We start from the raw sequence: 22,130 nt of genomic DNA, 5'->3' as shown, positions 1-22,130 counted from the left end.
TTTCAATCGATTATTTTAAATATGTTACTTTTCTCCATAATTTTTCCAATGGTCCCTGTTTAAATTTCAATAAATACAGATAGCTTAAGATAAGTTGCACGCAATAAATAACAATACCTATGATATAAATGGTTAAGACAGGTAACTTACCGTAGTAATTTAAACCAACACCATAGAATATGATAATACATATTATGCTTTGTGAAATATAAGTCGTTAAGCTTAGTTTTCCGATAGATTGTAATGGCGTTAAAATTTTTCGAACTGTTTGATCTTCACATAAGATGACAAAGAACATAATATAGCTCAATGCAACAATTGGACCACCAATCATCTGACTCATTAATTGTGATGTTACAGAACCTTCTAACACGATTTGAATCATTTTAATTGCTAAACCTAAAATTAATACAACAACCCCTATCACCATATATAGATTTTTATGTTGTTTAATTTTGTTAAACCAATTAATTTGATGTGCATAAATGCCGAATAGCATAATCGGTAAAATAGAAAATGGTCCTACTAGAATGGCGTTCGCAATATTCATACCAAAATATTTCAAATTAAAGCCAATAATCGATACATAATCAGCACTTGATAATATATTATTAACTCTTTCTAATTCTTGTAATCCTACGAAGCTTTCTATTTGCGTGACATCTTTTAATAAAATCATTGGCAGTAAATATAACAGTACAAATATGCCGATTCCTATTGATAGTGCAACTAATGTATATTGTGGTTTTAAGCGCACAAATATGATTGCAATTAAACCTAACAATGCATATGTTGATAAAATATCACCATAAAAAATGAACACGCCATGAATGATACCTAGCAGTAATAAAAATAATAATCTTCTTGTAATCATTGGATAGTAGTTTAATCCCTTATCCAAACTATTTTGATACATGATGGATAAACCGTAACCAAATAGAAATGCAAATATTGGATAAAATGAAGCGATTATAAATAATGAACTGATTTTAAACCATGCACCATCTTGATGTTGAAAAAATTCGAACGGATTGATGATTTGATATGGATATGCAAAGGTTAAAATATTCATAAGTAATATACCTAGTAAACTAAACCCTCTTAATGCATCAATACTAAATATTCTTTGTTTTGCCATTAATGATTCTCCTTGATGTGTTTCGTTCCATATTGAAAGAAGTATAAATAACCTTCAACTGGTTTCTTCAATATTGTTTCTAAAGTATTTTGATAATAACGCATTTGAACGTCATATTTTTGTTTCATCGTTTCTGCTACTTCTTCTTTTGTTTTACCTCTACGAACGATAAATGCATCTGTTTTATAATCTATAAATGATACTTTATCTCCTTCAATAAAAATACAATCTATCATCCCTTGGATAATCGGTTTATTATCTTTTTCAGAAACATCGAAAGATAAACCTTGATCGATATCATCTTGACCAACTACAAAAGGTACCTCTCTCATAACTTTATCCGCATTGACTAACCTTTTGTATAAATCAGACTTTGTAAACACTTCTATTAATGATAAATCTAAATCTTGCATAGCGTCATCAGGTAGTATTTCTTTATCCATCAACTCGTGTACAAGATTTTGTAAATCTTCTACAGTTAAACCTTCTTGTTTTAAAGGAAGATGTTGCATAACTGCATGCATCAAAGTACCAATTTCGGCACTTTGTCTTTTTTGTTTTGTCATAAACTTAGGTCTGTCATATGATTTAGTACCAAGCTGATATTGTCTTACAATTTGATAATCCGTTCCTGCTTCTTCAGTTTCGCGTTGACGTTTAATTTCAGAAACAGATTGTTTTGCTGCAATATTTAACAATTGTTCATCAGGATATTTGTACACCATCTGATTATAAATTTCATCCTTTTTCTCAGAAGGTTTGTAATTCATGAGTGTATCTATTGTTGGCTTTTCGAATGAGATATCTTGTTCTTCATCTTGTTCTTCGTCACGTATGATATTGATATTAAAAGATTCACTTCGTTCAGATTTAAATGGCATTGAGTGTGATAGACCATTATCTTTCGATTTAGCAAGAACTGAGGAGATAAGATCAAATGGTGATTTCGCCTTCACTCTATATTCAGATTCAATCATTTCATCTTGATCTGCACTCACAAGCCCTATTTTTTCAAGTGCTTTATCACTTTTAACACGACCAATAAGATATAATCCTTCTTTGGCTCTTGTTAATGCGACATAAATCAATCTCATTTCTTCAGAAATCATTTCTGTTTCATTGATATTTTTAAATATAATAGATGCTAGTGTTGGGAATGAGACTTCTTTTTCAATATTGAAATATGATAAAGCTAATCCATATCGATTATTTAAGATAACATGCTCTCTTAACTCAGTACGGTTAAATTCACGTGTAATACCTGAATAAATAACAAATGGAAATTCTAGCCCTTTACTACTATGAATCGTCATCATACGTACAACATCATCATTAGGACCTATCACACTTTCTTGTCCGAAATCTTGGCCACGATCGATTAATTCATCGATAAATCTAATAAATTGGAAGATACCTCTTAAACTAGATGCTTCAAATTGTATTGCTTTATTTAATAAGCCGTATAAGTTCTGTCTTCTTTGAACACCACCAGTAAGGCCACTAAAGTAAGAAATTAAATAATAGTCATTATATAATTTATCCAACAGTTGCCATACCGGAACAGATTTACTGTATGCTTGATAGTTTTTCAATTGCGTTAAAAATTGATTAAGCTTTTCTACTAGTGCTGCATCCGCTTCTGCATTTGAAATATATTTATAAATAGAATCAATATAATAAATTTCTTGTGGCGCTTTATTTCTAATTTCAGCAAGCTCATCTTCTTTAAACTGAAAAGCTATCGACCGCATAACACCGACTAAATATTTATCTTGCAACGGATTATCTATCACACGTAAAAATGAAAGCATCAATCTAATTTCATTTTGTTCGAAGTAGCCTTTTTTCGATTCTACATAAAACGGAATATTCACTTCTTTAAATTGTTGTTGCAAGTGCATCGCATTACTATAACTTCTCTCAAGAATTACAATATCTTTGAATGTTGCTGGTCGATAACTTTGCGTTTTTCGATCATATACGCGTTTGTTATCTAATATATATTGCACTTTATCTACAATAGCCTTTGCTTCAATCAGATTATTATCTTCTACTTTAAAAGAATCTTGGACGATAATATCCATTTCTAGTGGCGTATGTTGTGAATCATAATCTGCACCGTAATACAATTTAGCTTCATCGTTATATTCAATTTCACCTACAACTTCATCCATCATATGAGAAAAAATATAATTCGTATTATCGAGCACTTCTTTTCTAGATCTAAAGTTCTTAGATAAATCGATCACTTCACCTGATGATATTTCCTGATTATTAAATCGTTTATATTTTTCTATAAATAATTCTGGCTCAGCTTGCCTAAATTTATAAATGGATTGCTTCACATCACCAACCATAAATAAGTTACCATTATGCTCTTCTCCGCGTTTAATACAACTGATAATAGCCTCTTGTACTCTATTGGTATCTTGATATTCATCTACTAAAATTTCATCAAAGTAATCTCGATATTGCAAAGCAATTTCTGAAGGGTTGCCATCATCATCTGTCAAAATATCTAAAGCTAAATGTTCATAATCAGAGAAATCAATAATCCTTTTTTGTTGTTTAAGTGATTGGAAATATTTAATGACATCTTTAGTGATATCCGCAATCACTTTCACTCTTGGTCCCATATCTTTCATATCTTGAATTAAATCTTCTCTACTTCTGCTGAGATAACCTTCAGTCAGTTCTTTTAAGTGGTCAAGATAGGATTTATGATAGTCTTTACCTAGTTCCAGTAATTGCTCTGATCCTTCATTTTCAGACTTAATCTTCGCACTATTTGTCGGTAATTTCTTTGCTGCCATATCTAAATGTATTTGATCAAGTAGCTTACTACCTTCAAATACGCGCTCTAACCAAATGCGTTCACCTTCAAGATACGTCACATGTTTATCGACTTCATTCAAGTGTTGATAGCAATCTATTGACTGATACAAAGCATTTTTAGCACTATCTAATTTACGATAAATAAGTTGGTCAAACATTTTAAAATAAGCGTGATTTTCATCAATTTGATCATATGGTTGAGCCAATTCATTTAACCACACGAAAGGATCTGCATGTGCAATACTAAATCGATACAGACGGTTCAATAATGCTCTTAAAGGCTCGTCAGAACGGTCATTTGATAGATGCTCAACGATTTCTAAAAATGTCTGTTCATTCTTTTCATAATAGCTTTCTAACACATCATCTATTGCCTGTTCTAATAAGACAATACTCTCAACTTCATTTGCAGTTCTAAAGTTTGGGTCAATATCAATCGTGTCATAATGTGATTTAATTAATGTTAAACAAAAGCTATGAAGTGTAGAAATTTGAGCTTGATGAATTTTAATTCTTTGTGACTTCAAATGTTCATCTTCAGGATATTTAATACTTTCTTTTTGAATCGCAGCATTGACTCTTGCTTTCATTTCTCTCGCACTTGCGTTAGTGAAGGTTACAACAAGCAGCCTATTAACGTCTTGTTTGTTACGCATAATTTTTTGAATTATACGTTCAACGAGCACAGCTGTCTTACCGCTTCCCGCTGCTGCTGCAACAAGGATATCTTTCCCTTCGCTATATATCGCTTTCCATTGATCATCCGTCCACTGTGCATCTATCGGTTTTTCTGGCAATGTCATTCTTCCGCCTCCTCTCTCAACATTTCGATGATTTCATCTTTCGTTAATGAATGTTCGATTTCTCTATATTGCTCCGTATCAGTTATAGGATCGATGTGACAAACTGATTTAAATTCACAAAATTGGCATGGTAACCTCTTTTGATATCGCATAGGCGAAACTTCTGTATGCCCATCCATAATTTGTGTAGCTGTTTCAACAAAGTTTTCTCTATTTTTATTCATTAATTTGAAAAATAGTTCTTCATCTAAAGCTTTACTATAACTATTTAATTCACCATTTTTCTTTTTCGTAACAGGGATCATGTCAGATTTTAATTGGTCTATCAATTTATCATCAAGCGCATCGACTACTTCAGGATTTCTATTCACATATCCATCCATTTTGAATTTTTCAATAGTTTGTTGATAAATATCATCTACTTCTGGAATTTCTCCCCAACTTGTCGCTTTAATTTCAGGTTCATGTACATGGAAATACAATAATGCACCAGGTGATACGTTATCTTGTAGATTTAACAAAGCTTTATTTTGGAGTACGACATCTAAATACGTAAACATTTGCATTTGCATACCATACATTACTTTAGTTAAATCTAAACTTGTCTCCGATGACTTATAGTCAATAATGGACACATAATCTTTATCTTTACCTTTATATACATCCAATCTATCAATTTGACCTCTAATATTAATTGGAATTTTTCGTTTCGTTGATAAAGGCGTCGTTTTTAATTGATGTTTAGATGTTGCACCAAAGTTTAATTCAAATTGATAGGCTTTGAATTTTGAATGACTTGTTTGATACTTCATTGCTTCTAATGTAGATTTCAAAATATTTTGGATGCGTAATTTTAAATATCTATAATGAGCAGTACGATGTAGTACATCAAATTGAATTTTAGGCAAGCTTTCATCGATAGCTTCGTTTATTAATTTGGCCATGGATTGTGCTGATAACTTACTAAAGTCACCATTTACTTCATCTGAAATATATTTCAATGTTTGATGGAATATATTACCGATATCGACACTTTGAATTTGATATTTCGTACGTTCGTTTAATTTTAAACCATGTGAAACATAATGTTTAAACGGACATTGATTATACGTTTCAAACCTTGATACACTGGCATTTATTTTCTGACCGTAAAGAGATTCTGATACATCTGTATTTAATTGGACTGTATCATTTTTATACGTTAAAGCTGATGTTAAAAATTGAACAGTATGGTCTAAATGATGAATATCTAATGAAGCATGATACGCATCTAGCCATATATCATTAACAATCTCATCATTCATCCAATCATTTAAATGTTCAAATATATGCATTTGACTTTGATGTTCATGTTCTAATAGTTGGATAGGATTGTGCTCTATATTTGATTTTAGAGATTGAACTTCAAGATTTGTAAATAATGATTGAATCGTATTGATAAATGGACTCTTTTCTCTAATTTCTCCACCATCGGACATTAAACTATATGTGAATACAACTTCTTTCTTAGCTCGTGTCATCGCAATATAACATACAAACGCTTCATCCATCTGTAAAATATCACTCGTCGGGCTTAATTCTAAACCGCTTGAAGTTGCTAATTCTTTTTTCTCATCGTCTGTTAATAACAACATTTGATTAGATACTTTCGGTAAGACACCGTCATTCATACCAAGCAAGAATACAATTTCTTTATTATCCACTTTGGCTAAATCCATATTACCGACTGTTACTTCATCTAATGTTTGCGGAATCATTGAGAATTCTAATTCATCTAGTCCTCTATCCAATATTTCAATGTATTCATTTAAAGAAAGTGTTACATCACCTAACACTTCTACGATGTCATCAAATATGCGTATTGTACCTTCCCATACTTGGTCAATTTCCTCTGCTTCTTCAAACTGATGCTTTATTTCTAATTCGTCGCGCATCGTCATTAAGTGCGTAGGTAAATCAAACTGTTCGATAACGCCATATAATCGACTCGTGAAATCTTCCACTGTTTGACTATCAGCTAAAGCTTCGTTCAACTTTTCAATTCGATTCACAACATAATCTTTCAAGTCGATAACACTCTGAATTGTTTTTCTATCTTCTTCTATAAATGTATCTTCTTCTTTTCTTAATGATTTTTTTCCGAGTTTTTCAAAAGATTCAACTGTGAAAAATTCTGGATTCGTCCATCTCTTACCAGATATCCCTCTTTCAAATGCATAGTTTTCTAATATATCAATTAAGTATGACGCATTTGGGATATGGCTTGTTAAGATACCTGTCTTCAACATGCGCATGACAGGTTCAAATCTCCATCCAGTTTGAATAACTTCTAACATTGATCTTAAACATTCAATGAACGGATGATATGCCATTTTCTTTTTCGCGTCATGATTATAAGCAATATTAAAATGTGGTAATACCGTTTCAATCAACTGCTCATAACCTGGATCACGATAAAGTATCGCTATGTCTTTGTAAGATAAATGTTCTTCTCTCGAACGTCTTAATATCTCTCTCGCAACGTATTGCACTTCGTCTCTCATATTGGATGTTTCAATAATTTTCAAATCTTCACTATCAATGGTATTCGGTAGCAATGCATCAAATTGACTTTCCAAATGCTTTAATACTTTTTGATTATTGAATCGATCCGTTGTCTTAAAGTGCATATAATTAATCTTAATTTGTAATGCATCCGCAATGTCTTCAACGTGATTGAGAGATTCGGATGTTTTTCTAAATAAGCTAAATGGATCTTTGTCTCCATCTGTCGTTAAACCGATTGTAACCGACTTACTATATTTAACTAAGGCTTCAATAACGCGATATTCGAGTGTTGAAAAGTTATGAAAACCATCTATATAAATATCTGCTTGTTTGATGTAGTCTGAATTTGGTATTTTCTCAATTAATTTATACAAGACATCTTCAGCTTGTACATAGCGGCCGTTTAATTGATCCTCTAACGCTTTATATATTGTTTCGATATCACTAAGTTTATCTTTCATTCTTTTAGGAATGGCTTCGTTATGTTCTATATAATGTGTTAAATCATCAGGACTTACATTATATTTTTTAAAGTCTTTAATTTCGTTCATCATTTTATGACTAAATCCATAATGTTGAATAGTAGACTGATATAAATTTAATTGTTTTTTATGTGTATGTAATAAGTGATATGTCAGCATTTCTAATGCTTCATCTGAAATTTGTTGTTCAACAAGACCACCTTCATCACTTAAAACTCTCCAACTTAATCTTTCAAATCCGAATACTGAAGTACGTATACTTCCTTTTAAATTAGGATTTTTAACAAATGCTTGTTCATATTGGAAGGTATTTTGAGTTGGTGTCAAAAATATAATTGGGTCTCCTAATGGATCATCAATCATCGCTTTAGTCATTTGGTTAAGCATTTGATTCGTTTTCCCGGTCCCACTTCGTCCAATCCATACATTTAATTGCATTTATTTCTACCTCCCTTACGTTCTCTTATTCATTTATTTTAACATAAAAAGAACACCTCACTTAATTTCAAAGCAAGGTGTTTAAGATCTTTTATATTAGTTTGTAGATGGATCAAAATTATAATGGAATTGGTTAATTGGCCAGAATCTTAATGCAACTTCACCAACAATGACATCTTTATCAATCAAACCAAATGAACGACCATCTTTACTTACTTCACGATTATCTCCTAAGACTAAATATTCATCTTTAGGAATTTTATTGGCACCATTTGAATTCACTAAATCTTTCACTTCAAAATTCTCTGTCAATAAATCACGTGACTTATTCGCTTTGTTTGCTTTTAAGTATTCTTCAGGTACTTTTTTATCATTTACATATAATTGATCATTTTCATATTTCACTGTATCACCAGGTTTACCGATAACACGTTTCACATAATCATCATTCTTGTTTGCGTGGAATACAATAACATCTCCGTTATCAATATCTCCCACTTTATATCCAATTTTGTTAACGATTACTTTTTCACTATTTTTTAAAGTTGGGTACATAGAATCTCCAGAAACTGTATATGTTACAAATAAAAATTTCTGTATCAGTAATACACATACAACTGCTACTGCAATCGCCACAACCCATTCAAATATTTCTTTTTTCAAAAATGCCACCTCATTATTATTATTTATCAAAATTCACATCTATTTGATTAAATGGATAATATCTTAAATTCACAGTACCAACGATATCATCTTCATGTACAAAACCAATTTCTCTTGAGTCTCTGCTATTGCTACGATTGTCACCTAATACTAGATATTCACCATTAGGAATAACATCACTTTTAGAGCCTTGAATGGTTCTTGTACTAAAATCATCAGTCTTTATATTATCATTTAAATAACGCTCATTTACATGGGTACCATTAATATACAGTTTGTTGTTTTTCATTTCAACTGTGTCGCCTGGCAACCCGATAACTCTTTTAATATAATCAGCATTTTTATTCGCATGAAAAACGATAACATCACCGTTATTAATTTGTCCAAAATTCTTAACAAGCTTATTAACAATTACTCTATCATTATCATGAAAAGTTGGTTTCATTGAGTCTCCGTCTACAACATAACCGATGAATAAAAATGTTCTTACAATAAATAATAATACTAACGCAATTATAATTGCAATTATCCATTCGAATATTTTTTTCATTTTTGACTCCTATTTTTTAAGCGTTTATCAAAATATTTTTCTAAGCCTTTTCCAACTAGCCAGAGCACAAATATAATCACGACTACTATTATACTCTTTTTAGGACTTGCAAAAAAGGAATTTATATCGGCACCAATGAAACTTAATGTAAATATCATAATGGCTTTTGATAAAATTAACGCGATTAAATAGACTTGTTTACTAATGTTTGAAAAGGCACTAACCATATTAACTAAAGCACCTGGCGTAAATGGAAAGCACAACAAAATAAACAGTGGTCCGAATCCATGTTCATCAATCCACTGAATAAACCTTACAACTCTAGGCTGTTCAATAACCCTTTTCATAAAAGGCTTTTTAGAAATTACTCTAAAGATTATAAAGACTATATAACTTCCCGATACAGTACCAGCCCATGTAATGATAAAACCTAACAATAATCCATAAGCATTTACATTAGCAATTACAAATAGAATGATTGGCAAAAACGGTAAGAATGCCTCAATAAATGGTAATAAAAATGCTATGAATATCCCGAACGATCTAAACGTTTCAATTAATTCAGTAATGTTCTCTTCACTGAACCAATTCATTAAATCTTGTATTAACATGTAACGCAACTTCCTTCTTAAATTTAGATTAATTATACCGATAAATGTGTAAATAGAAAAGTAAATTGACATCATACAAAAGTCGTATCTTTAGGAATGAGAAGGAATTCATTGGTTTGTAGGGGGTAATATTTGAAGGAAGTTGGTTTGTTGGTATGGGAATCTACTAGTTTTGAGCTAGTAAATTTTTTTATCGGTCCTTATTTCTCATTTCTGGACCGGTATATTTTTTTATCGGTCCGTATTTCTCGTTTCTGGACCGGTATATTTTTTTATCGGTCCTTATTTCTCGTTTCTGGACCGGTATATTTTTTTATCGGTCCTTATTTCTCATTTCTGGACCGGTATATTTTTTTATCGGTCCGTATTTCTCGTTTCTGGACCGGTATATTTTTTTATCGGTCCATATCTAGTACTTTTTCTATTACCGCTTCTTATAAAGTACTTATATAGGATTCTCTTTATGGAACTTCTGTAGACCCCTGTCCACATTTCTGCTTCTTTTACTGAAAATGGTGCGCCTTTTAATAAATATAATTCTTCTAATGATTGAATAATAATATTCGTTCTATTCAATTCTCTCTTACAATGATGACATTTTAAATATTTTCGTTTATTAAATAATTCATCTACTCGAATCAACTTTCGACAGTTTGTACATCGTACGCCTCTTTTTAAATCTTTATATTCTATATTCAAATTTGGTATTTGATTTGTATTTAAAAATGCTTCGTGTAGGCTTTTTAGTTTACAGTATATCCATTTATTCTCTTCATATTTAAAGTTTTGTGATACCATATCTTTTATTTTATGTACCTCACTTTTTAAAATAATATTCATTCGTGATCGTAAATCACCATGTAACGTGAAAGTTGGATGTATAAAAACAACATAGCTTTCTACTTTGCGTTTTAATTTATATTTCTCAACGATTCTTTTTAAACCTTCTTGAGCGACTTCATATTGATTAATAAGATCTTTAGATACAAAACCTGTACTTCTATATAGTTTGTGATTTTCAAAATAATAGTCACCTGTATAATTTTTAATTTCAAATTGGATGATGGCATCGTCTGTTATGACTACAAAATCAAATTGAATGTGATTATAATTTTTAATCTGTAAATCATATAGCCACCATTCTGCCCCATAGCTTTCAAGTATTTGAGCGAATGCTTTTTCGCCTTCGTACCCTTGCTTTGTGACTTGGTATTGTTCATCTATATTTTCAGGTAACTCATCCACCCTATTTTGGAATGCATCAATATAAGCTAAAAATAAATTTTTACGTATTTTCATAAAATATCACTCATTTCTTCAAAAAATTCAAATTCAAAATAAAAAAAGTCCTCCAAATTAAATTTGGGGACTTTTTTCTAAAATACGTTTCATATTATAGTCTATCTTCTAATTCTTTTTTCAAGTCTTCGAATCCTGGTTTACCAAGTAATGCGAACATATTTTGCTTGTATGCTTCAACACCTGGTTGGTTAAATGGATTCACGCCTAACATATAACCACTCATAGCACATGCTAATTCGAAGAAGTATACAACATAACCGAATGTATATGCATCTAATTGAGGAACTTTAACAACTAAGTTTGGTACGCCACCATCTGTATGTGCTAATAATGTTCCTTGGAATGCTTTCGTATTAACGAAGTCAACTGTTTCACCTGCTAAGAAGTTTAAACCGTCTAAATCATCTTTGTCTTCTTCAATTGTAATATCATGTTTAGGATTTTCAACTTTTACAACTGTTTCAAATAAGAAACGACGGCCTTCTTGTACATATTGACCAAGTGAATGTAAGTCAGAAGTGAAATTAGCACTTGATGGATAAATACCTTTGAAATCTTTACCTTCAGATTCACCGAATAATTGTTTCCACCATTCACTGAAGTATTGTAAAGCTGGTTCGTAGTTGATTAACATTTCTGTTGAATACCCTTTTGCATATAAGATATTACGAATTGCTGCATATTGATATGCAATATTGTCATCAAGTTCTGAAGATGATAAATCTTCACGCGCAGCTGCAGCACCTTTCATCATATCTTGAATATCAATACCACTTGCTGCGATTGGTAATAAACCAACTGCTGTTAATACTGAATATCTACCACCAACATCATCTGGTACGACAAATGTTTCATAACCTTCACCAGTAGCTAAATCTTTTAAAGCGCCTTTTTCTTTATCAGTTGTAGCAAAGATACGGTTTTTAGCTTCTTCTTTACCGTATTTTTCTTCTAAAATTTTCTTAAAGATTCTAAATGCTACTGCAGGTTCAGTCGTTGTACCTGATTTAGAAATAACGTTAATAGAGAAATCTTTACCATCTATATACTCAATTAAATCATGTACATAAGATGAAGATAAATGATGCCCTACAAATATAATTTGAGGATTCTCACCTTTTTCATAATTAGCAAATGTAGAATTTAACATTTCAACTGCTGCACGTGCACCTAAATATGAACCACCAATACCAATAACAAGTAATACTTCAGATTGTTCTTTGATACGTTTAGAAGCAGCTAGAATTCTATCGAACTCTTCTTTGTCATAATCTACAGGAAGGTCAACCCATCCTAAAAAGTCGCTACCTGCTCCAGTCTTTTCATGTATAACATGATGTATATTTTTTACTAGATCACGTGATTGTTCTAACTCATGTTCACCAAAAAATGTTAAAGCTTTTTTATAATCAAATTGAATATGTGACATAATATCCTCCTATGTAATCTATATTTAATTTCAACAACGTCTTTATTTTACTCTAGTTTTCATAGGCTTTCAATTGAAATGCAGCGATATACTTTTACATGCATAAATATTTAAAATAACTATTGAACATTCATTTTTAATATGATATTGTATGTTTATCGATTAAATATACAAAATATTAAATATTAATACAAAAGCGAGGTTTTTTTAATGACTAACAAAGTTGTATTGGCATACTCAGGCGGATTGGATACGAGTGTTGCAGTAAAATGGCTAATTGAAAAAGGATATACAGTAATTGCATGTTGTTTAGATGTTGGTGAAGGTAAAGATTTAGAACTAGTTAAACAAAAAGCTTATGATATGGGTGCAGAAAAATCATATGTAATAGACGCAACAAAAGAATTCAGTGAAGATTTTGTTGGTTATGCAATTAAAGGTAATACAATGTATGAAGGTAGTTATCCACTTGTTTCTGCATTGAGTAGACCACTTATATCTAAGAAATTAGTTGAAATCGCTCAAGAAGAAGATGCGATTGCAATAGCACACGGATGTACTGGTAAGGGGAATGACCAAGTACGTTTTGAAGTAGCTATTAAAGCATTAGCGCCTCATATTGAAGTATTAGCGCCAGTACGTGAATGGTCTTGGAGTCGTGAGGAAGAAATTGATTATGCTAAAAAACATAACATTCCAATTCCTATCAATTTAGATTCTCCATATTCAATTGACCAAAATTTATGGGGTCGTAGTAATGAGTGTGGTATTCTTGAAGATCCATTTGCGACACCACCAGAAGATGCTTATGATTTAACGAAACCAATTGAAGAAACACCTGATACACCAGAAGAACTTGAAATTGTATTTGAAAAAGGTTTACCTATTTCAATCAATAATAAATCATATCCGTTAGATGAATTAATCTTACAACTTAATGAAATTGCTGGTTTACATGGTATCGGCAGAATCGATCACGTAGAAAACCGTTTAGTTGGTATTAAATCACGTGAAGTCTATGAAACACCAGGTGCAAAGGTTATAATGGAAGCACATAAAGCATTAGAAACGATTACTTTAACTAAAGACGTTGCACACTTTAAACCTGTAATCGAAAAACAATTAGCTGAACAAATCTATAATGGATTATGGTTCTCTCCATTAACAGATAGCTTAAAACAATTTATCGATTCTACACAAACTCAAGTAACAGGTACAGTACGTGTTAAACTATTTAAAGGAAATGTAATCGTTAATGGACGTAAATCTCCATTTAGTTTATACAATGAAGCACTTGCAACGTACACTAAAGAAGACGCATTTAACCAAGAAGCAGCTGTAGGATTCATTGAAATCTTCGGTTTACCTACTAAGGTTAAAGCATTATTAGAAACAGAGGGTGTTTTAAAATGACAAAAAAAGCATGGGGTGGAAGATTCGAGTCTAACCCTGAATCATGGGTAGATGCATTTAATGCATCTATCCATTTTGATAAAAATTTAATTGATCAAGATATTCAAGGTAGTATTGCACATGCAACAATGTTAGCGGAACAAAATATTATCAAAACTGAAGAATCAAATCAAATTATTCAAGGTCTAAAAGATATCCAAACCGACTATTATAACGGTAATCTTGAGCTTTCTGAATCACTAGAAGATATTCATTTAAATATTGAACATGCTTTAATTCAGAAAATTGGTCAAGTAGGCGGTAAATTGCATACTGGTAGAAGTAGAAATGATCAAGTTGCAACGGATATGCACCTTTATACGAAACAACATGTTCAAGAGATTCTCACACTTATAGAATCTCTTCAAAAATCAATTCTTCGTATTGCTGATGAACATGTGCATACCATCATGCCCGGTTACACGCACTTACAAAGAGCGCAACCTATATCTTTCGCGCATCATATCATGACTTATTTCTGGATGTTAGAGCGTGATAAATCGAGATTTAATGATAGTTTAAAAAGAATCGACATCAGTCCACTAGGTGCTGCAGCTTTAAGTGGTACAACCCATCCTATTGATAGACATCGTACACAAGAACTTTTAAACTTTAGCAGTTTATATGAAAATAGTCTTGATGCAGTTAGTGACCGTGATTATATCGTTGAAACAGTGCATAATATTTCATTAACGATGGTTCACCTATCAAGATTTGCTGAAGAAATTATTTTCTGGTCTACTGATGAAGCTAAATTTGTTACATTATCAGATAGTTTTTCTACTGGATCATCGATTATGCCGCAGAAGAAAAACCCTGATATGGCAGAATTGATTAGAGGAAAAGTTGGCAGAACAACAGGTCATTTAATGAGTATGCTCGTTACTTTAAAAGGCTTACCATTAGCATATAATAAAGATATGCAAGAAGATAAAGAAGGTCTGTTTGATGCTATTCATACTGTTAAAGGCTCATTGCGTATTTTCGAAGGTATGATATCTACTATGCAAGTGAATAAAGAGCGTTTAAATGAAACAGTGCATAAAGATTTTTCTAATGCTACTGAGCTAGCTGATTATTTAGTAGAACAAAATATACCTTTTAGAGAAGCACATGAGATTGTAGGTAAAATTGTATTATGGTGCATTCAAAATGGAAAATATTTATTAGATGTACCATTAGAACAATATCAATCTTACAACGAACGTATACAAGAAAATGTATTTGATTACTTAAAACCTGAAAACTGTTTAAACCGTAGAAAAAGTTATGGTTCAACAGGTCAAGAGTCCGTCCAACATCAAATTAATGTCGCTAAAAAACTCATATAATCAAAAAACACACCATGCAAAATGGTGTGTTTTATTGGTTAAGGCTTATGCCCAACCTCTATATCTAGCCGCTTCAGCTGTACGTTTAATACCTACAATATAAGCTGCTAATCTCATATCTATTTTTCTATTTTCTGCTAAGTTATAAATTGTATCAAAAGCTTTAACTAATTTTTCACGTAGTTTTTCGTTAACTTCTTCTTCAGTCCAGTAATAACCTTGGTTATTTTGTACCCACTCGAAGTATGATACTGTTACGCCACCAGCACTTGCTAATACGTCTGGCACAAGAAGAACGCCACGCTCACTTAATATTTTAGTTGCTGCCATTGTAGTTGGACCATTAGCTGCTTCTACTACAATTTCAGCTTTAATATCATTAGCATTATCTTCTGTAATTTGATTTGAAATCGCTGCTGGAACAAGGATATCACAATCAATTTCAAATAATTCTTTATTAGAAATTGTATCATCAAATAAATTTGTAACTGTTCCGAAGCTATCACGACGATCTAATAAATAATCGATATCTAAACCTTCAGGATCATGAAGTGCACCATAAGCATCTGAAATACCTACTATTTTAGCGCCTTGATCATATAAGAATTTCGCTAAAAAGCTTCCTGCGTTACCAAATCCTTGAATAACGACTCTTGAACCTTCGATTGTTTTTCCACGTCTCTTAGCTGCTTCTTCAATTGCAATAACAACACCTAATGCAGTAGAACGATCTCTACCTTGAGAACCACCTAAAACAATAGGTTTACCAGTAATAAATCCTGGAGAATTAAATTCATCCATTTGACTATATTCATCCATCATCCAAGCCATAATTTGTGAGTTTGTAAATACGTCTGGTGCTGGAATGTCTTTTGTAGGACCTACTATTTGAGAAATAGCACGAACATATCCACGAGATAATCTTTCTACTTCATGAATACTCATTTGTCTTGGGTCACAGACAATACCACCTTTACCACCACCATAAGGTAAATCTACAATTCCACATTTTAACGTCATCCACATAGATAATGCAGTTACTTCTTCGACATCAACATCTGGATGGAAACGAACCCCACCTTTAGTTGGTCCAACTGCATCATTATGTTGTGCACGATAACCAGTAAATGTCTTAACAGAACCGTCATCCATTCTAACAGGTATACGCACTGTTAATAATCTCATTGGTTCTTTAATTAAATCGTACATTCCCTCGTCAAAACCTAATTTATTAAGGGCTTCACCAATAATTTCTTGTGTCGATGAAACTAAATTTAAATTTTCGCTCATGATCCTCTTCGCCTCTTTTTTAAATACTTTTAATCTCTAAATAATTGTAACATAATTGATTATTTTTAAAAGGTCTTAAACGTTTTTTTGTAAACGTTATCAGATTTTTTATTTAAAAACAGACTTAACTTGATCAAGTGCCCAATCTAAATCTTCTTTTTCGATAATAAGTGGTGGTGCAAAACGAATAACTGTATCATGAGTTTCTTTACATAACAGACCTAATTCTTTTAATTTTTCACAATATGGTCTTGCATCTTCAGTTAATTCGATACCGATGAATAAACCTTTACCTCTTACTTCTTTAATTGATGGATGATCAATTTTTTGTAATTCTTCTTTGAAATAAGTTCCTAATTCTAAAGAACGCTCAGATAATTTTTCATCAATTAGTACGTCTAATGCTGCAACAGATACCGCACATGCTAGAGGGTTACCACCAAAAGTAGAACCATGTGAACCTGGGTTAAATACTTCTAGAATTTCTTTATTACCAACAATACATGAAATTGGGAATACGCCTCCACCTAAAGCTTTACCTAAGATATACATATCTGGTTGTACATTATCCCAATCTGTTGCGAATAATTTACCTGTTCTACCAAGACCAGCTTGAATTTCATCTGCAATGAATAACACATTGTTTTCATCACAAACTTCTCTAATTTGTTTTAAATAACCGTCTTCAGGTACATTAATACCCGCTTCACCTTGAATAGGTTCAATTAATACGGCTGCTGTATTTGGTGTAATAGCAGATTTAATTTGTTCAATATCACCGAAATCAACAAGTTTGAATCCACCTAATAATGGACCATAACCTCTTTGGTATTCTTTTTCTGAAGAAAGTGAAACTGCAGCCATTGTACGACCATGGAAGTTACCATTCATCGCAATGATTTCTGCTTTGTTATCTTCTACACCTTTCACATCATAAGCCCAACGTCTTGCAGCTTTAATCGCTGTTTCAACAGCTTCTGCACCTGTGTTCATTGGTAATACCATTTCTTTGTTTGCTAGTTTACAAATTTTTTCATACCAAGGACCTAATTGATCACTATGGAATGCGCGTGAAGTAAGTGTTACACGATCTGCTTGATCTTTTAATGCTTGGATAATTTTCGGATGACGATGACCTTGGTTAACTGCAGAATAAGCAGATAACATATCTAAATAGCGATTGCCCTCTGGATCTTTAACCCAAATACCTTCCGCTTCTGAAATTACAATTGGTAATGGCAAATAGTTCGGCGCACCAAATGTATTTGTTTGTTCAATGATTTCTTGTGACTTTGTCATATTAAATCTCCTCCCATTAAAACAGTAGAGCATGTAAACGCCCTACTGTATTTTTATTATTTCAACAATATTATAACATTTCTGATGTCGTACGTCCTTGTAAGTGAAGTACTAAGTAGTCTGGTCCACCTGCTTTAGAATCTGTACCTGACATTTTAAAGCCACCAAATGGTTGGTAACCTACAATAGCACCTGTACATCCTCTATTGAAGTATAAGTTACCTACCATAAAGTCTCTACGTGCTTGTTCTAATTTAGAGCGGTTATTTGTAATAACGCCACCTGTTAAACCGTATTCTGTATCATTCGCAAATTCAATTGCTTGATCAAAATCTTTTGCTTTGCTGAAACCAACAACTGGTCCGAAGATTTCTTCTTGCATGACTCTGTCGTCATGTTTTAAATCAGCAATAACAGTTGGGTTAACGAAATGTCCTTTTTCTTCGTCAGTTGTACCACCTGCTACTATACGGCCTTCTTTTTTACCGATTTCGATATATTTTTTAATTTTGTTTAATGAGTTTTCGTCAATTACTGGACCCATATAATTAGCTTGATCAGTTGAATCACCGACAGTTAATTTTTCTGTACGTTCAACTACTTTATCTAATAATTCATCATAAATATCTTCAACTGCAATGACACGTGAACATGCTGAACATTTTTGACCTGAGAATCCAAATGCTGATTGTACAATTGAATCAGCTGCTAAATCTAAGTCACCTTCTGAATCAACAATAATTGTATCTTTACCACCCATTTCAGCAATAACGCGTTTAAGGTGTGTTTGGCCTTTTTGAACTTTTGCAGCTCTTTCATAAATAGAAACACCTACATCACGAGAACCAGTGAATGAAATAAGACTTGTATCTTTATGATCAATTAAATAATCACCGATTTCACTTGATGAACCTGGAATGTAGTTTACCACCCCTTTTGGTAAACCTGCTTCTTCTAAAACTTTCATAAATTTATAAGCGATAACTGGCGTTTTAGATGATGGTTTTAATAACACAGTGTTTCCTGTTACGACTGGTGCTACAGTTGTACCAGCCATGATTGCAAATGCGAAGTTCCAAGGTGAAATAACAACACTTACACCAACTGGCAAATAATTATATTTATTATATTCTCCTGGACGACTTTCTACTTTTTTACCGTCTTTTAATTCAAGCATTTGACGCGCATAGTATTCCATAAAGTCGATTGCTTCAGCAGTATCTGCATCTGCTTCTTTCCATGGTTTACCACCTTCTTTAGAAAGTAAAGCTGAGAATTCGTGTTTACGACGTCTCGTAATTGCTGCTGCTCTGAATAAAACGTCAGCACGGACACTTGGATCAGTATCTCTCCATGTTTTAAAGGCTTCTTTAGCAGCTTCCATTGCTTTTTCAGCATGTTCTTTGCTTGCTTTAGAAACTAATCCTACTGTTTCTTCAATGTTTGATGGATTATATGAACGTGTTTTATCTTCTGTAAATATACGTTCTCCTCCAACAATAATTGGATACTCTTTTCCTAAATATCCTTCAACTGTTTTAAGACCTTCTAAATAAGCAGCCTTATTCTCCTCTTTCGTAAAATCAGTAAATGGTTCGTGTTTGTATGGAATCATTAAAGTAAACCTCCCTATGTTTATACGGGGTATTAAGAAACCCCTTACATTCCTATAATGACACACTTTTATAGATTACTTCAAGCTATTTTTTTCTGAATTTTTACAATAAAAATAAGTTGTAAATTTACTTCAAATAATTATTCAAAAAGCCGTTTAAATGTTCATTCAATGAAGTGATTTTTCGTATAAAAAAAGCCGGATTATCATGTAAGATATCCAGCTTATAAAGACGATAGATCATTTATTCGTCTTCAAAATGTTTATTTGATTGTTTAATCCACTTAGGCAACCTTTCTTCTAAAGGTTGAAACCCGTATTTTTCTGTCTCTCTAATTTCATCTAGAACTGAGCGCTTTTCTTTCTTACGTTCTTGTCTTTTGAAATATTCATTATCTTTAAGTGATAAATTCAACTTGCCATCCGCTTCAACTTTAATTATTTTAGCTTTTACTATCTGGCCAACACTAACAAATTGATTAAGGTTGTGCACGTAATCATTCATCACTTCAGAAATATGAATGAGACCTTCCACATGATCAGGGGTTTCAACAAAGGCGCCATATGGCTGAATGCCAGTCACTTTTACCTTTACAAACTGACCAACTTTATATTGTTTTCTCACTTTTAGAAAACCCCTTGTACTTGAAGTTATTAACTATTTCATCATAGCATAGTTATTTTTATTAAACCATTAATTTGATATATAATTCTGAAAATATTATGCATAAATATAAATCATCTATAAATTCATGAATTTATTATTAGATTAAGAAATAAGTATTCTATGGCGAAAATAGATTAAAGATTCTTTATTTGTTGTAGGATTTGTATGGGGATTTTGTGAGATATGTTGGGCGCTAACGATATTGTTTTTGAGTCTTGATCGTTAGCGCCCACCCCTCAACTCAACATTACATATAAAAAAGAGACTTCGACATACATATGCCTCAGTCTCTTCCTATATATAGTATTCGTTTGGAATGCTTTATTTACTTCTTATTGTTCTTTTTCTCCTCTTGCTCTAAATGATCCATTACTTGTTTTTCAAATGATTTCATTTTTTCTTCGTCTTTTTTAGATTTTTTACGGAACATCATAAATACGATATACGCCAAAATCATAAATAATATCAACGTAGCAACAGCAGGAATATATTCTAATTTATTATCTGGAAAATAAAGAAATTCCATCATAAGCCGACCACTCCCTTAGCAACTAAATTATACCAAAGATTGAGTCGAATGCATTGATTTTTTTATGACAATTGAATGTCGGTTTATTTTATAATTTCAATTGTTTCAATTACTACGTCTTCAACTGGTTTATCGTTAGCGCCAACTTTAACGTTTGCGATTTCTTCAAGAACTGATTCACCTTCAACAATTTGACCAAATACAGAGTGTTTTTGGTCTAACCAAGGTGTACCGCCTTTTTCTGCATAACGATCAACGATTTCTTCAGGCCAACCACCATCTTTAAGTTGAGATAACATATTTGCTGGTACTTCTTTCATTTGTACAATGAAAAATTGTGAACCGTTTGTGTTTGGTCCAGCATTAGCCATAGATAACGCACCGTATAAGTTAAATGCTTGTAATGAGAATTCATCTTCAAAAGCACTTCCATAAATACTTTCGCCACCCATACCTGTACCAGTTGGGTCTCCACCTTGTACCATGAAGTCATTGATAACTCTATGGAAAATGATGCCATCATAATATTTTTTCTCAGCTAAACCGATGAAGTTTTCAACAGTTTTAGGTGCTAATTCAGGAAATAACTTGAATGTCATGTTTCCTTTAGTTGTTTTAATTTCTACAACTCTTTCACCTTCTAATATTTCATTTGTTAATTGAGGATAGTTTGTCATTTAATATTCTCCATTCATGTTAAAATAATTACAATAGTGATATCATAACATAATTTTTTAGAAAGGGGATATCAACATGTATTATCAATTTCCACACAAAACAGGTCAATATGTCGTAGAAATAGTTGAAGAAAAAGGAGACCAGTTTCTTGTTAAAGTATTAGCTGTTCTCAAACATCCTAGACAAGGAGATTTACATAGTCCAAATGAAGTTGAAAATGTCTTTTTCCATGAAAGAAAAGCTTTAAGCCAATTCGAAAAAAGATATACAACTGCACAGTTTTTAAAAGACTATCCGCACGATGTTCCGAACTATATTGATTCATTAAAAACATCATTAGCTGAACTTGAAGAAAAAATGATTAAAAGAAATAATGCATATAGTGAACAAGCTTTGAAGTGTATTGAACAATTAAAAATAGATTATTCACGTCAATACAAGGCAAATTTTTAGCAAACTTAAAAAAAATTA

The 22,130-nt window shown here is 32.1% G+C and carries 17 protein-coding genes; 3 read left to right on the top strand and 14 right to left on the bottom strand.

Annotated features, from left to right (window positions below; genetic code table 11):
* Positions 1-10 precede the first annotated feature (10 nt).
* The 8 genes from CD035_RS02880 to CD035_RS02845 form a co-directional block, all read right to left on the bottom strand.
* The gene (locus CD035_RS02880; protein WP_048540115.1) at positions 11-1,138 is read right to left on the bottom strand and encodes a DUF418 domain-containing protein; all 1,128 of its coding nucleotides are present in this window, start codon (positions 1,136-1,138) and stop codon (positions 11-13) included.
* Entirely contained in the window at positions 1,138-4,776 is a 3,639-nt protein-coding gene (addA, locus tag CD035_RS02875; protein WP_048540117.1) for a helicase-exonuclease AddAB subunit AddA, read from the bottom strand. Before addA ends, CD035_RS02880 begins: the two co-directional genes overlap by 1 nt.
* A complete protein-coding gene (gene addB, locus CD035_RS02870; protein WP_048540118.1) occupies positions 4,773-8,243 on the bottom strand; it encodes a helicase-exonuclease AddAB subunit AddB in 3,471 nt (1,156 codons plus the stop codon). Before addB ends, addA begins: the two co-directional genes overlap by 4 nt.
* Positions 8,244-8,339: 96 nt before the next feature.
* A complete protein-coding gene (lepB, locus tag CD035_RS02865) occupies positions 8,340-8,906 on the bottom strand; it encodes a signal peptidase I (protein WP_048540120.1) in 567 nt (188 codons plus the stop codon).
* A gap of 19 nt (positions 8,907-8,925) precedes the next feature.
* Positions 8,926-9,456 carry a signal peptidase I gene (gene lepB / locus CD035_RS02860; protein ID WP_048540121.1) on the bottom strand — a complete coding sequence of 177 codons (531 nt, stop codon included), beginning with the start codon at positions 9,454-9,456 and terminating at the stop codon, positions 8,926-8,928.
* Positions 9,453-10,067, bottom strand: a complete 615-nt coding sequence (locus tag CD035_RS02855; protein WP_048540123.1) for a TVP38/TMEM64 family protein — start codon at positions 10,065-10,067, stop codon at positions 9,453-9,455. Before CD035_RS02855 ends, lepB (CD035_RS02860) begins: the two co-directional genes overlap by 4 nt.
* 354 nt (positions 10,068-10,421) lie before the next feature.
* Positions 10,422-11,366: a nuclease-related domain-containing protein gene (locus CD035_RS02850; RefSeq protein WP_048540125.1), complete on the bottom strand. Its 945-nt coding sequence runs from the start codon at positions 11,364-11,366 to the stop codon at positions 10,422-10,424.
* Between the two features lie 94 nt (positions 11,367-11,460).
* Complete coding sequence (locus tag CD035_RS02845; RefSeq protein WP_037588854.1) at positions 11,461-12,798, bottom strand: glucose-6-phosphate isomerase; 1,338 nt, start codon at positions 12,796-12,798, stop codon at positions 11,461-11,463.
* Between the two features lie 210 nt (positions 12,799-13,008).
* Here CD035_RS02845 and CD035_RS02840 point away from each other — a divergent pair, with 210 nt between their 5' ends.
* Together CD035_RS02840 and argH are read left to right on the top strand one after the other, a co-directional pair.
* Positions 13,009-14,211 (top strand): argininosuccinate synthase, encoded by a 1,203-nt coding sequence (locus tag CD035_RS02840; protein ID WP_025904705.1) that lies wholly within the window; start codon positions 13,009-13,011, stop codon positions 14,209-14,211.
* Positions 14,208-15,581 carry an argininosuccinate lyase gene (gene argH / locus CD035_RS02835; RefSeq protein ID WP_048540127.1) on the top strand — a complete coding sequence of 458 codons (1,374 nt, stop codon included), beginning with the start codon at positions 14,208-14,210 and terminating at the stop codon, positions 15,579-15,581. Before CD035_RS02840 ends, argH begins: the two co-directional genes overlap by 4 nt.
* 45 nt (positions 15,582-15,626) lie before the next feature.
* On the opposite strand, the gene CD035_RS02830 is transcribed toward argH, so the two are convergent.
* The 6 genes from CD035_RS02830 to CD035_RS02805 all read right to left on the bottom strand — a co-directional run bounded on the left by CD035_RS02830 (position 15,627) and on the right by CD035_RS02805 (position 21,658).
* Complete coding sequence (locus CD035_RS02830) at positions 15,627-16,871, bottom strand: Glu/Leu/Phe/Val family dehydrogenase (RefSeq protein WP_048540128.1); 1,245 nt, start codon at positions 16,869-16,871, stop codon at positions 15,627-15,629.
* A gap of 108 nt (positions 16,872-16,979) precedes the next feature.
* Positions 16,980-18,170: an ornithine--oxo-acid transaminase gene (locus CD035_RS02825; RefSeq protein ID WP_025904702.1), complete on the bottom strand. Its 1,191-nt coding sequence runs from the start codon at positions 18,168-18,170 to the stop codon at positions 16,980-16,982.
* Between the two features lie 70 nt (positions 18,171-18,240).
* Positions 18,241-19,785 (bottom strand): L-glutamate gamma-semialdehyde dehydrogenase, encoded by a 1,545-nt coding sequence (gene pruA / locus CD035_RS02820; protein ID WP_048540130.1) that lies wholly within the window; start codon positions 19,783-19,785, stop codon positions 18,241-18,243.
* A gap of 244 nt (positions 19,786-20,029) precedes the next feature.
* Positions 20,030-20,410, bottom strand: a complete 381-nt coding sequence (ygs, locus tag CD035_RS02815) for a S1 domain-containing post-transcriptional regulator Ygs (RefSeq protein WP_048540132.1) — start codon at positions 20,408-20,410, stop codon at positions 20,030-20,032.
* 367 nt (positions 20,411-20,777) lie between these two features.
* Complete coding sequence (locus CD035_RS02810; protein WP_025904699.1) at positions 20,778-20,981, bottom strand: hypothetical protein; 204 nt, start codon at positions 20,979-20,981, stop codon at positions 20,778-20,780.
* A gap of 83 nt (positions 20,982-21,064) precedes the next feature.
* On the bottom strand, positions 21,065-21,658 hold the full coding sequence (locus tag CD035_RS02805; protein ID WP_048540134.1) for a peptidylprolyl isomerase: 594 nt from the start codon (positions 21,656-21,658) through the stop codon (positions 21,065-21,067).
* Between the two features lie 76 nt (positions 21,659-21,734).
* Here CD035_RS02805 and kapB point away from each other — a divergent pair, with 76 nt between their 5' ends.
* The gene (gene kapB, locus CD035_RS02800) at positions 21,735-22,112 is read left to right on the top strand and encodes a sporulation phosphorelay system protein KapB (protein WP_037588851.1); all 378 of its coding nucleotides are present in this window, start codon (positions 21,735-21,737) and stop codon (positions 22,110-22,112) included.
* Positions 22,113-22,130: the final 18 nt, after the last annotated feature.

Source organism: Mammaliicoccus sciuri (assembly GCF_002901825.1).
GTDB classification, from domain to species: domain Bacteria; phylum Bacillota; class Bacilli; order Staphylococcales; family Staphylococcaceae; genus Mammaliicoccus; species Mammaliicoccus sciuri.
The sequence above is the reverse complement of the archived record's forward strand: the minus strand, read 5'-3'. Positions and strand labels throughout refer to the sequence as shown.